Annotated in this window: 11 protein-coding genes; all 11 read left to right on the forward strand. The window is 36.5% G+C overall.

Going from position 1 to position 13,724, the window contains the following annotated elements; all coding sequences use genetic code 11:
- Nucleotides 1-2: 2 nt before the first annotated feature.
- The 11 genes from JMM81_RS09780 (at nucleotide 3) to JMM81_RS09830 (ending at nucleotide 13,424) form a co-directional block, all read left to right on the forward strand.
- A complete protein-coding gene (locus JMM81_RS09780; RefSeq protein ID WP_256241389.1) occupies nucleotides 3-824 on the forward strand; it encodes an ABC transporter ATP-binding protein in 822 nt (273 codons plus the stop codon).
- On the forward strand, nucleotides 817-1,590 hold the full coding sequence (locus JMM81_RS09785) for a (2Fe-2S)-binding protein (protein WP_256241390.1): 774 nt from the start codon (nucleotides 817-819) through the stop codon (nucleotides 1,588-1,590). The genes JMM81_RS09780 and JMM81_RS09785 overlap by 8 nt, the downstream gene beginning before the upstream one ends.
- Nucleotides 1,591-1,859: 269 nt before the next feature.
- Nucleotides 1,860-2,630, forward strand: a complete 771-nt coding sequence (locus tag JMM81_RS09790) for an SDR family NAD(P)-dependent oxidoreductase (RefSeq protein WP_256241391.1) — start codon at nucleotides 1,860-1,862, stop codon at nucleotides 2,628-2,630.
- A gap of 527 nt (nucleotides 2,631-3,157) precedes the next feature.
- Nucleotides 3,158-4,057: a formyltetrahydrofolate deformylase gene (purU, locus tag JMM81_RS09795; RefSeq protein WP_256241392.1), complete on the forward strand. Its 900-nt coding sequence runs from the start codon at nucleotides 3,158-3,160 to the stop codon at nucleotides 4,055-4,057.
- Between the two features lie 135 nt (nucleotides 4,058-4,192).
- Nucleotides 4,193-4,456 (forward strand): 2-hydroxycarboxylate transporter family protein, encoded by a 264-nt coding sequence (locus tag JMM81_RS09800; protein ID WP_256241393.1) that lies wholly within the window; start codon nucleotides 4,193-4,195, stop codon nucleotides 4,454-4,456.
- Between the two features lie 426 nt (nucleotides 4,457-4,882).
- The gene (locus tag JMM81_RS09805; RefSeq protein ID WP_256241394.1) at nucleotides 4,883-5,500 is read left to right on the forward strand and encodes an acetate uptake transporter; all 618 of its coding nucleotides are present in this window, start codon (nucleotides 4,883-4,885) and stop codon (nucleotides 5,498-5,500) included.
- 490 nt (nucleotides 5,501-5,990) lie between these two features.
- Complete coding sequence (locus JMM81_RS09810) at nucleotides 5,991-7,511, forward strand: NarK family nitrate/nitrite MFS transporter (RefSeq protein ID WP_256241395.1); 1,521 nt, start codon at nucleotides 5,991-5,993, stop codon at nucleotides 7,509-7,511.
- 385 nt (nucleotides 7,512-7,896) lie between these two features.
- The gene (locus JMM81_RS09815; protein WP_256241396.1) at nucleotides 7,897-8,052 is read left to right on the forward strand and encodes a hypothetical protein; all 156 of its coding nucleotides are present in this window, start codon (nucleotides 7,897-7,899) and stop codon (nucleotides 8,050-8,052) included.
- Nucleotides 8,053-8,724: 672 nt separating this feature from the next.
- Entirely contained in the window at nucleotides 8,725-10,467 is a 1,743-nt protein-coding gene (locus JMM81_RS09820) for a sensor domain-containing protein (protein ID WP_256241397.1), read from the forward strand.
- Between the two features lie 447 nt (nucleotides 10,468-10,914).
- Nucleotides 10,915-11,817, forward strand: a complete 903-nt coding sequence (gene phaZ, locus JMM81_RS09825) for an intracellular short-chain-length polyhydroxyalkanoate depolymerase (protein ID WP_256241398.1) — start codon at nucleotides 10,915-10,917, stop codon at nucleotides 11,815-11,817.
- Nucleotides 11,818-11,930: 113 nt separating this feature from the next.
- A complete protein-coding gene (locus tag JMM81_RS09830) occupies nucleotides 11,931-13,424 on the forward strand; it encodes an acyl-CoA synthetase (RefSeq protein ID WP_256241399.1) in 1,494 nt (497 codons plus the stop codon).
- The last annotated feature ends 300 nt before the right edge of the window (nucleotides 13,425-13,724 follow it).

Below are 13,724 nucleotides of genomic sequence, written 5' to 3' on the forward strand. Positions count from 1 at the left end.
AAATGGTGCAAGCAATTGAAACGAAGAATTTAACCCTTTCATATGGAGATACCATCATTATTGACGAGTTAGATCTTAACATTCCAAAAGGAGAGATTACCGTTTTTATTGGAGGGAATGGTTGTGGGAAGTCTACACTTCTTCGCTCAATAGCACGCTTATTAAAGCCGAAAACAGGAGTTGTTTTATTAGAAGGAGAAGCGATTGCAAAAATGTCAACAAAAGATGTAGCTAAGCAAATGGCGATCCTTCCACAATCACCTGTAGCTCCTGAAGGTCTAACTGTCTTACAGCTTGTTAAGCAAGGACGCTACCCATATCAAACATGGCTCAAGCAGTGGACTGAAGAAGATGAGGAGAAGGTGAACAACGCTTTAGCCGCTACAGGTATTGAAAATTTAAAAGACCGACTTGTAGATGCCTTATCTGGTGGACAACGTCAAAGAGCATGGATTGCGATGACCTTAGCTCAGGACACGGATATTATTCTTCTTGATGAACCAACTACTTATCTTGACATGACACATCAAATTGAGATTCTGGACCTTCTATTTGAACTGAATGAAAAGGAAAAAAGAACGATTGTCATGGTGTTGCATGACTTGAACTTAGCCTGTCGCTATGCTCATAATATTGTCGCGATAAATGAAGGGGGAATTTTTGCACAAGGGAAACCTGAATATGTGATAAATTCTAATTTGGTGAAAAAGGTGTTTGGAATGGAATGCGAAATTACAATTGATCCTCTATTTGGGACCCCATTGTGTATTCCTTACGGGAAGGGAAGAAATATTCTAAAGCAAGTAGGAATTTCTCATGCTTGATGTCCTTAATAAAGACGAAATAGAACAATTAAGACCGTTGCGTTTATCAACGGAGGAAAAGTTATCAGAGCTATCCATTCCATTAAATGCGTTAGTAGATGAAAATGTTTTGTTGTGGTATATGGAGAAAGTAGGTGCCCATATTGGGTCTCCTAATTTGCAGGTGACTGCTTCCATTTTCGTCAAAAGATACGCTTTTTTAGCGGTGATCTATTTATATGGAATCACCGCATGGAATAAAAAATTAAATGCTTCTTTAAATAATATAAGCATTCAAACAGAAGAAGCAGAAGATCTGTGGTTACCGAAATTTTATTTTCACAATATTAAAATAGAAATAGCTGAGGAAAACAGATATCAATGGAGGGAAGAAGCGCTAAAGGATTTTTTTTCTGAAAATGTTCATGTCCTTATTGATCAATTAGCAAAAGTGACAAAGCAGTCGAAGCTTATTCTTTGGGAGAATATTGCTATTTATCTATTCTGGTTATATGAATCAGTGTTGCAAAAATTAGATAATGAAGAATTACGAAATCGAGCAAAAGAAGATTTCCATTATCTCGTTTATGAAGCACCTGGAAGTCTCTTTGGAAACGATCATGAAAATCTGATTAAAAGATATTACCATAACAAAAGGTATAAAGCGCATTTGCAAGAAGAAGTTCGTGTGAGAACTACCTGTTGTTTTTCCTATCTACTAGAAGGAGCAACTAATCGTTGTAAAACATGTCCACAAACATGTAATGTGAAAAGAAGGAAGGAATAAATTGAATGATTCATTTCTCGAACAATTCGATGCGTTATTATAAAACACACTGAACTACTTATTAGAAAGGCAATTCCTGAGCCAACGGAAAAATAAAAATTTGGCTCTGTATACTTATATCAGTAAGTCTACGTCAACCCGGTCGAAACAATGGAATGGACTTTATCCCCTATAGAACTACTAAAAATTTAAAGGAGAATCACTTCTTATCTAGAAAGTAATTATGGAAGGATCAAAATAAGGTTTCATAATACATAGGGGGTTGCGGCATGGATTTGCAGTTATCTGGTAAAAAAGCGCTCATTACAGGAGGGAGTAAGGGAATTGGTAAAGCGATTGCTCGCCAATTGGCTTTAGAAGGTGTCGATTGTACAATATGTTCTAGAAATGAATTAGCGTTGAAGGAAACGGCGGCAGAATTAGCTGAGGAAACAGGTAGAAGTATCTATCCAATAGTGGCGGATACCGGTAACCCGGATTCTATAATAAATTTAGTGGAACAAGCGGCAGCTGTAATGGGTGGTATTGATATCTTGGTGAATAATGGGGCACGTGTAAGTGGAGGAGAGCCTGAAGATTTCAATCATGTAAAAGATGAGCTCATTTTAAAAGATTTTGAAGAAAAGTTTATGGGCTATTTTCGTTGTACAAGAGCCGTTGCTCCTCATATGATTAAGAATAATTGGGGACGTATTATTAATGTGAGTGGTATGGCTGCCAGGAATGCTGGAAGTATTAGTGCTGGTGCTCGTAATGTATCTGTTGTTCATTTAACTAAATCTTCTTCAGTCGAGTTAGGGAAACATGGGATTACTGTTAATGCTGTTTATCCAGGTATTACAGAAACAGAAACAACTAGAGAACGATTTCCGAATGAGGAAGATTTACGCAAAGTAGCTGAAATGAATTCAATTGGTCGCTTAGTTAAAGCTGAGGATATAGCGAACGTGATTACATTCTTAGCCTCGCCGTTGTCAGTTTCTATTACTGGTGACGTCATTTCCGTAACTGGAGGAACAGGCAGTGCTGTTCATTATTAAAACACCGATCCTTTTGAAGTAGAGTGGAGAATAATTGGTAAAAAAACGATTCCTTCTTCAGATAGCGTGTATTTCTCGATAGGAGTTTTAATAGTTAAGAGAAATAATTTAAAGATAGTGATGATAATGTTTTAAAGTCAGGAGCCAATTCCTATAAACGGAGTGGCTCCTTTAGCTATTATTTTGTATTATTTCATGCACGGGAGAAATGTCACATCAATACAAAAGCATTCTAAAGCAGCTTAAAATATAAAGCCGATAGCATGATGGCTATCGGCTTTATATTTTAATTGGAGGAACAAGGAAAGTAGAAAATTTGTCCTATTGTAAAGGTTATTGTAAAATCAGGACAAGATAAGTGAAAGAGCCTAATCGCTTAAATGGTTTAGGCCCTTTCACTTATCTAATTTTTTGTATAGCATTCAAGTAAAATAAGAATTTTCTTGCGTGTCAATAGACCATGATTTGAAAAAACCCCAATTATTTGTATGGTACTTGGCACCTAAAATACATAAAAGGAGAGTCACATGAAAACGGTTAGTCAAGATCAGCTTCGTGCATTTAAAGAAAATCGAAAAAATAGAGGGCGCTTACTAATCAATTGTCCGGATCAACCGGGTATTGTAGCGGCTGTATCAAAGTTTCTTTTCGAAAATAATGCAAACATTATTGAATCTAGTCAATATACAACCAATCCAGAAGGCGGAAACTTTTTCATGCGAGTTGAATTTGAATGTCCTGGATTATTAGGGAAAAAAGAAGAGATGAAGAGTCAATTTCAAATCATAGCCGATACATTCTCGATGGAATGGAAAATAGCATTTGTACATGATTTGAAGAAGACCGCTATTTTTGTATCAAAAGAGCTTCATTGCTTACGTGAGCTTTTGTGGGAATGGCAGAATGGTGATTTACTTACTGACATTGCTCTTGTCGTAAGCAATCATGAGGTCGCAAGAGATATTGTAGAATCCATGGATATTCATTTCTTTTATATACCAGCAAGTAAAGAAAATAGAAAAGAAGTAGAAGAAAAACAATTACAGGTTTTAAAGGAATTTGATGTCGACTTAACGATATTAGCAAGGTATATGCAAATTTTGACACCTTCTTTTGTAGAGGCTCAACCATTTAAGGTTATTAATATTCATCATTCTTTCCTACCGGCTTTTGTTGGTGCAAGACCTTATGATCGTGCCTATCAACGGGGGGTAAAAATAATTGGTGCAACGTCCCATTATGTAACGAATGATCTTGATGAAGGACCGATTATTGAGCAAGATATTATGCGCGTTGATCACCGAGACAACATTGACGATCTAAAAAAGATTGGACGCTCTATTGAACGAAGTGTCTTAGCAAGAGCCGTTAAATGGCATCTAGAAGATCGAATTATTGTTCATGAAAATAAAACAATTGTTTTTTAAATAATGGTTTATATTGAAGAAGGGTGCTGTCCAGTGAAACCTGGATAGTGCCTTATTTTCGATTTTATGGAATTATGAGGTGAGGGGTATGGAAAAACAGAGATTTAAATTAAGCTATATCATAGTCTTTTTTGTTTGTTTAGTGGTGATAATTTCTCTAGTCATGACCGATTTAATGTATTTGCCATCGTGTTTGCTAGCGTACTTGATCGAGTAGGAAAAAAGTTCCCATCTTTGACAGGAAACGGTCAGTTGATCTCAGGTTTGAAATATGAGAAGCCAGAATCAAAATACGATATTGGCAACATGGGTGCTGGTTTATTAGCTGCCTTGACATTCTTCACAGTTGGTTCGCTTTTAGGTGATTTCCTACCGCTACATCGTCTTGTTACCGATTGAGGGCATGCTAGCAAAGGTTTTGATTGTTTTGGCTGCCATGCTTACTGCAGCAAATACCACGATATTCTCGCTCCAATTCAATACGGAACCTGACCTTGTATCCTACAGTACATTAATTACCACGTTGATGAGTATTGTGACGATTCCTTTGCTACTGTCGATACTATAGTCTATAGTAATGGGCAATTGGAAGACTCATTTCACTTCTTTCTTGATAAACTCTATATTTAATATGTCTTTCTTTATCGTTATTAAACATTAATTGCGAATTTCGATGAAAAGGTATGATCCTTTCTGCTTTATTAATTGGAAGCGCACTTCAATTTATGGTGTTTCAAATATTAGGAAAATACACCTATTTTTTTCATTGACACGCTTCCTTTTCTCAGATACATTAACATAGGTATATTTTTTTAGGAGGGTATAATGGAGACTCAGAATTACACACAAGTAAAAATAACAACAGCAGATCCATCTGCGCTAGGCTTATTTGGTCTCGCGATGGTGACTTTTGTGGCGTCGTCACAAAAACTAGGTTTAACAGAGGGACTTTCTTTTATCTTGCCGTGGGCATTTTTCTTAGGTGGCCTAGCACAGTTATTTGCTTCGTTTCTAGACGCAAAGCATAACAATACATTTGGGACCACTGCATTTGGAGCATTCGGACTATTTTGGTTCGGTGTCGGAACAACCTGGTTGATTCAGTTAGGGTATTTCGGTGAAAACCTGGCTGCAGATGGAGATGTTAAACAGCTTGGATTTGCGTTTATTGGATATTTAATTTTTAGTATCTTTATGACGGTTGGAGCTATGGAAACACATAAAGTTTTATTCTTCATTTTTGTCTTGATTGATTTTTTATTTATTGGATTATCTTTGAGTTCTTTTGGCATTATGCATGATGCAACGCATATGTTCGCTGCAATAGCAGAAATGGGTATTGCCCTGCTATCTTTCTATGGCTCAGCGGCGGCCGTTTTAAATACACACTTCGGACAAGTTGTATTACCAGTAGGGAAACCATTTGGGATTTTTAAGAAATAATATTGTTTGAAATGGTATTTGAATTCTATTGATGAATTCACTTTTAATATAAGAATTAATAGGAAGAAGGCACTCGATATTTCGAGTGCCTTTTTTCTAGTTTTTGCAGTATCCAAATGAAAATACGTTCATTATTTTTAACTTCATTCAGCAGAAGTCCTCCACTTCTGTTAGTGGGGGATGAATGCAAAAAGCTCTCTGATTCAGTGGGGGTTCAAACCCCGACTGAATGAAGTTAAGCCTCCGGCGGATGCCTCGGATTTTTTAAAGGTAATTTATCGAGCGAGCTCGATAAAAATCCGGGCGCAAATTCGGCGGGGCGAATTTGATCCTGCTTTGAAGGCCTATGGGAAGGTTTGTCTCTTTATTAAGTCATTAAAATTTTGATTTTTCTTTCAAAATAAACGTTACATAATCTGACATAAACAAGGACGTAAATGTTACTTTATGTAACAATAATTAAAATATGTATTTTGGAGGTGCGTTTTAAATGAAAGTTGCTAATTTATTTCATTTTAAAAGTGAGCGTATTAAAGTTTTGCATTTTACATGGTTTGCTTTTTTTGTATCTTTCTTCACTTGGTTTAATATGGCGCCTTTAGCGACAACCATGATGGAGGACATGGGCTGGTTAACGGCTCAACATATTGCAGCTTTAGGGATTTGTAACGTTGTTCTGACAATTCCTGCGCGGATTGTTATCGGTTCTTTATTGGATAAATATGGGCCAAGAATGGTGTATTCTGGATTATTGGTCCTGATGTCCATTCCGGCGATTACATTTGCATTTGGTGATACATGGACACAATTGATGATTTCACGTCTTATCCTTGGTAGTATCGGTGCCAGTTTTGTGATTGGGATTCGCATGGTAGCTGAATGGTTCCCTCCTAAAGATGTTGGTTTTGCTGAAGGGTTCTATGGTGGATGGGGAAACTTTGGTTCTGCAGCTGTCGCTATGATCTTACCATGGATTGCCCTTTCAGTAATTGGAGGAGACAATGGTTGGAGATATGCGATTGCTTTCACTGGCGTTTTCTGTTTTGTTTATGGAATTATTTATTATATTTGTGTGAGGGATACTCCGAAAGGAAAAATATTAATTAAACCAAAAAAAGCAGCTGCTCTTGAAGTTAGTAGTTGGGGTGATCTCGTTCAACTTATCCTATGGACTATTCCTCTTGGTGGGGCGCTTGTCATTAGTTCATGGAGATTAGAAGGAATGGGCTTTATCTCAAATGAAGTATTGTATATGATCTGGGGAGTTATAGGACTTATTGTTATTTATCAAATTTATAACATTCTTAAAGTGAATGTTCCACAACTGAAAAAAGGGATTCCAGAGGATGACCGGTATAAGTTTAAAAACGTCGTTGCATTAAACAGCACATACTTTGCGAACTTCGGTGCTGAACTCGCAATTGTTTCTATGTTGCCTATGTTTTTCCAAATGACCTTTTCGCTTTCTCCAACAACTGCTGGACTGATTGCTGCTTCTTTTGCTTTTGTTAATCTTGTAGCTCGCCCATTAGGTGGGATTCTTTCGGATCGAATGGGAAGTCGTCGGAATGTTATGTTGATTTATATGTTAGGGATTGCGATTGGTCTCGTCTTAATGGGTTTAATGAACTCTAGTTGGCCGATCATAATAGCTGTTGCTATCACTGTTTTAACTTCCGTGTTTATTCAAGGTGCGGAGGGTGCAACATTTGCTATTATCCCAATGATTAAAAAACGTGTAACAGGACAAATTGCTGGAATGGCTGGTGCTTACGGGAATGTCGGTTCAACCATTTATTTAACATTATTAACCTTTGTTACTCCTCAACAGTTTTTCTTTATTCTTGCAGGCGGCGCATTCGTTAGTTTAGCTATTTGCTTCTTTACTCTAGAAGAGCCTAAAAACTCATTTGGAGACGAATACTATTTATCGTCAGAGGAAATAAATACGATGAATAATCAACACGTCCCTCAAGGGGTCGTACAGGCAAGAGGAACAAATCTAAATTAAAGTTTTATTCCACTCTTAACGGGCAGTAAGATCCCCACCTCGAGGTTCAGAGTATAACAAATGAAGATAGGTAGGGGCAACTGCCAGTAAAGGTTCGATAAGCGCTACTAACCATCAGTGGGGGATGAAAAAAACCTCACTGATGGAAGTCTTCTTTATAAGAACCATTCCTTAATGGAGAATGACATTATTTTGTAAATGACGATGCCTTTTGATACCAAGGGGCATCTACGTCATTTTATACACTCGTTTTAAGTTTTTGAAAAAGTCTAAGGGCTGCATAAAGAAGGAATATTAATGCAAAACTTTTAGAGACAAATAAGACGTATTTTCCTAATACTTGTACATATTAAAAACAATCACATTTGAAAGGAGATGATAGGTTATGTCAAATCAAGGGATACAGAATAAGAATCAAACAAGAGCACAAATCGAGAAACAGGATAAAAGAAACGATGTTGAATTAGGTAATGAATTTCAAATTGGGAACTCAAGTTCACAAAGTCAAAAAAAGAGTGGACGTCAAGCAAATAAAAAATAACCTGAATTTTTCGAAGGGCTAAGTGTGTTGTCCCAATTGTATATGTAATAGTATAAACAGAAACTAATCCTCATTCCGTTTTGATCGATGGGGATTAGTCGTCGTTAGAAAAAGTATATCTTCATACATTCTATCAAACGAATATTTGAAATGGTTACTTCCATCGTTTAACTTCATTCAGCAGAAGTCCTCCACTTCTGTAAGTGGGGGATGAATGCAAAAAGCTCTCTGATTCAGTGGGGGTTCAAACCCCGGCTGAATGAAGTTAAGCCTCCGGCGGATGCCTCGGATTTTTTAAAGGTCATTTATCGAGCGAGCTCGATAAAAATCCGGGCGCAAATTCGGCGGGGCGAATTTGATATACGAAAGTGCTAATTGGAAAGAATGTTTAGTGTCAGAGATCCACTGAACTTTCTTTCCAGTTAGTAATGGTCCATGTTCTTGTGATTATCCGGATTAGACTGCTACATTATTATTTAAAAAAAGCTTATAAATGGTAGAAATAAAAATGAATTCGACCCTCTATTGCTATTTAGATCAAGCCCAGCAATTCTTAAGAACATCCTGCTCCTATCCCTTTCAATTCGTTTTACTGTGATCTATATTATAGTGACAAAATTTGCAACTTTGTTATAATAAGAATAGGAACTATGGCTTGGATGGTGAAATTTCTTGAAGAAAAGAAAAATAAAAAGTGAATTAAAACAAACGATTAAATTACTCAAAGATATTGAATTTGCATTGAATGAATCATCCATCGTGGCAATTACCGATAAGAAAGGAATCATTCAATTTGCAAATGATAAATTTTGCGAATTATCCAAATATAGTCGTGAAGAACTTGTCGGTCAAGACCATAGAATTATAAAGTCAGGTCATCATTCTAAAGATTTCTTCAAAGAAATGTGGAAGACGATCGGTAATGGAAAGGTATGGAAAGGCGAAATTAAAAATAAAGCGAAAGATGGTTCCTATTATTGGGTTGATACGACAATTGTTCCTTACTTAAATGGACAAGGGGTACCGTATCAATATATTGCGATTCGAAATGATATTACTCAGAGAAAACAGATCGAGGAAAGAATAAAAGAAATGGCTTTTTATGATCCTTTGACTAAGTTACCTAATAGAAATTTTTTAAATAAATATCTTGAAGAATTGCTAATATCTCACAATAATGAGGAAGAACTTATCGCTATGTTCTTTTTAGACTTGGATCGATTTAAAACAATTAATGATACTTTAGGACATAATATAGGGGATGCTTTGTTAAAGCAAATTGGTAATCGCTTACAAGGTTCCCTTCGTAAAAGTGGCTTTATCTCTCGACAAGGCGGAGATGAATTCGTCATCGTGTTAGCTAATATAAGCGATGAGGAAGAAGCAACAACAGCTTCAAAGGAAATCGTTGAATTGTTTTCTCTACCGTTTAACATAAATAATGAAAAACTATATATATCAGCAAGTATTGGGGTAAGTTTGCATGCTATTTCTCAAATCAAAAGGACGAACAAAACGATTGAAGAGTGCATTGATATGTTGATTAAGCAATCTGATATTGCTATGTATCAAGCAAAAGAATTGGGTGGAAAGAATTATCAGTTCTGCTCATCAGAACTTAATAAAAAAGTGATAAGAAAATCAAATTTAGAAAAACAGTTATGCCAAGCACTAGAGAATAAGGAGTTTTCAATTGTCTATCAACCTCAAGTAGATTTAGTTAGTGGAGATATGGTAGGAATGGAAGCGTTACTTAGATGGGAAAACCCTGAACTAGGTAAAGTAGGACCATTTGAATTTATCCCTATTTTAGAGGAAATGGGGTTAATTATTCCAGTTGGAAATTGGGTGCTAAAGCATGTCTGTGAACAGATGAAACAATGGCGAGAAGATGACGTTTATATATCAAATGTGGCGGTTAATGTATCACCAAGACAAATTCATAAGAGCATGTTCGTTGATACTGTTAGAAAAATTTTAGAAGATACAGAACTACCCCCTGACTCTTTAGAATTAGAGATAACAGAAAGCACGATACAAAATGTTGAAGAGTCTATTGAAATATTAAACCAATTAAGAAAATTAGGTGTGAAACTGTCTATAGATGATTTTGGTACTGGATTTTCTTCATTAAGTTATTTGAAAAAATTGCCTATTGATAATCTGAAAATAGATAAATCTTTTATAGATGAATTAGATAAAGACGGAGAAGTGATTGTGAAAACGATTATAGATATGGGGAAAAATCTTAACTTTAAGGTTGTGGCTGAAGGTGTGGAGACTGAAATGCAATTAAGTATTCTTAGAGGCCAAAGATGTACCCTAGCACAAGGTTATTACTTTAGTAAACCTATCTCTCCTGAACAAGTACCAGACATATTACAAAAATATAGAAGAGAATTTTCGCTTTTATAAAGGCTATGTCAATGATGATTGTTGATAAATGATCTTTGATGTATGCGGCTATGTGTTTGATTCAGTATGAATTACTTAATGAACGCGTCTACCAAAGGTCATTGGAGCATCAACACGATTGTTTAACAAAGCCTTTATAAAAAATATAATTCACTCTGTAAAACAAGGTTTTTCAGGCTGTTACTTTCTGTTATGAGGTGTTCAACTAGCAGAAAGGTGTTAGAAAATTGATACATGATTTTCTGACACCTTTCTGCTTTTATTTTCTTTTAAAACGACAAAATCTTTTTGTGAAATTTTGTATGATAAAAAAGAGGACAGATTGGGATTAGCAGGATGCTACTACATTTTGAAAAGGGGAAATTAGCTAGGGTGGGATGCTTAATAAGGAATGCTTCGCATACGCATAGGTATAACAACTGTTTAATGGGGAAAGGAAGATAGAAAATGACTTTAACCAATGTGAACTATAAAAAAGTAGAACTATCAAATGGAGAAACCATCGCTTATCAGGAAAGAGAAGGTGGAGAGAAAAAGGTCTTGCTTATCCATGGGAATATGACCTCTTCAAAACATTGGGATCTTGTACTAGAAAATATGGACTCGGGTTATAAGTTATTTGCCATTGATTTGAGGGGGTTTGGGCAGTCATCTTATCATCATGAAGTCCGTTCCATTAAGGATTTTTCGGAAGATGTTAAGGGATTTGTGGAAGAGCTTGGTTTAACCGACTTTTCCATTATTGGTTGGTCGACTGGTGGAGCAGTGGGGATGCAATTTGTGGCAGATTATCCTGGTTGCTGTGAAAAGCTAGTGCTGTTAGCATCGGCTTCAACGAGAGGCTATCCTTTCTATGGAAGCAATGTATTCGGGCGACCCGACCTTGAAAACCGCCTCACAACCTACGATGAAATTCGAGCGGACGCCGGTAAAACCATCCCCATGCAGTATGCCTATGATACAAAGTGTCAGCCTTTTTTAAAAACAGTGTGGAATACGCTTATTTACACGGATAATCAACCAAGTGAAGAGAGATATGATGAATATATTGATGATATGGTAAACCAAAAAAATCTGGCAGAAGTGTACCATGCTTTAAATATTTTTAACATTAGCGAGAAGCATAATGGCTTAAGTGAAGGAAATGGACTGGTGAAGAAGATTAAACTTCCTGTATTAGTTCTTCGAGGTGATCGTGATCAGGTCATTACGGAACAAATGGCAAAAGAAATTGTTGAAGACATAGGAGATGTGGCACGATTTATAGAATTAAAGGATTGTGGTCATTCACCATTAGTAGATGATCTTGACCAGTTGCTTCAAGTGGTCATGGAATTTTTGGGCCGATAGAGATTTTTTTAATAAGATTCGATAACGACAGCGTTTATTCGTGCCCGAAAATGAAGAAATGATCAAAAAACGGTAACGAAAGCGCCTACATGATACCAAAAGGAGTGATTCCAGTGAGGTGGGAGCTTGATTGGATTGAAAATAGAGCTCGATTAACACCGACTGCAGAAGCTATTGTTGATGTGGAACAGAAGAGAAGTTGGACCTTTTCTGAAGTGAATAAACGAAGTATGGCTACTGCAAGTTGGCTAAAGAAACAAGGAGTAAGTAAAGGGGATCGAGTAGCCTTACTATCTCCTAACCATATTAGTTATTTTGACTTACTTTTTGCATGTGTGAAATTGGGAGCTATATTTGTTCCTATTAATTGGAGGTTGGCTGCCGATGAAATGGACTATATTCTTCAGGATTGCACACCGAAGGTAATCGGCTATCATTCATGTTTTTCAGAAAAAATGAATGAGCTTGTTCTCTTCCCCTCTATGCGATTCAAAATCGATGATGAAGTGTACCTTGATCAAGTTAACTCCCTACATGTTGAAACAGAATTAACGGAACAGGATCCCCTTGCCATCATTTATACAGGTGGAACGACCGGAAAACCGAAGGGGGTGGTATTGTCACATCAATCGATTATGTCGAATGGGTTAAATACGATCTTAAGTTGGAATTTAACAAAGGAAGATACCACCCTTACGTATATGCCGTTGTTTCATACAGGTGGCTTAAATGCTTTATCGATTCCTCTTTTAATGATAGGCGGAAAGGTGATCATTGCTAGTATGTTTAAACCGGTCGAAGCGATCCGCTATTTAAATGATTACAAATGTACGATTGTCTTGTTTGTTCCGACGATGTATCACATGATTGTTCATGCAACAGAATTTAAAAAGCAAGCGTTTCCAACAGTGAAAACCTTTCTTTCTGGAGGAGCTCCCTGTCCTCTAGAAATCTATGAGGAGTTTCAGCGTAAAGGATTGGAATTTAAAGAGGGTTATGGTTTAACAGAGGCGGGTCCAAATAATTTTTATATGGATCAGAGTAAAGTGAACGAAAAAAGAGGCTCTGTTGGAAAACCTATGCTGTTTAATGATGTAAGAATAATGAGAGAAGATGGAACAGAGGCAGGTTCTGATGAAGTGGGAGAGTTATGGATTAAGGGAAAGCATACTTTTAAGTGTTATTGGAATAACCGAGAAGCTACAGCGGAAACAATGTCTGATGGATGGCTTCGAACAGGCGATTTAGCAAAAAAGGATACGGATGGCTACTATTATATCGTTGGTCGAAAAAAAGATCTCATTATCACAGGTGGAGAAAATGTTTATCCGTTAGAAGTGGAGCATTGGATTTCAAACCTTCCGCAAGTTGACGAAGTAGCTGTTGTTGGAATACCTGATCGGAAGTGGGGAGAAACGGTTACGGCATTCATTGTTTTAAAAGAAAATGGAAGTTTAACATTATCAGATCTAATGCAGCATTGTTCTATAAAACTTGGAAATTATAAGATTCCAAAAGAAATCATTTTCTTAGAGGAACTTCCGAAAACACATGTAGGAAAAATTAATAAAGAAGAATTAAAGAAGCTAGGAGCGAAATGCTTTTGATTTCAAATCTTAGATTGTAGTTCTGTTACAAGTGAGGATGAGGCAGAGTAAGCATGTCTTATTCTGTCGCAACGTCTGCACAGGCGAAGTCTTCTTTATTCCCAAAAAAACTCATTCACTGTCTACTGGTGGATGAGTTTTTTTGGGAATAAAGAGAAACAGAAAAGGTTGATTACTTATGTTTTCCTCTTCTAACAGATGATCAAATATTCATTACTAGTATGGGGAATGGTGTTCAACAGCTATTTAAGTGAAAGACAAAGGTAGTAAATGAGTTTGAAGAATTCTCAGAGTGGAAGT

The sequence above is a fragment of the Bacillus sp. V3B genome, assembly GCF_024494465.1.
Taxonomy (GTDB): domain Bacteria; phylum Bacillota; class Bacilli; order Bacillales; family Cytobacillaceae; genus Bacillus_BD.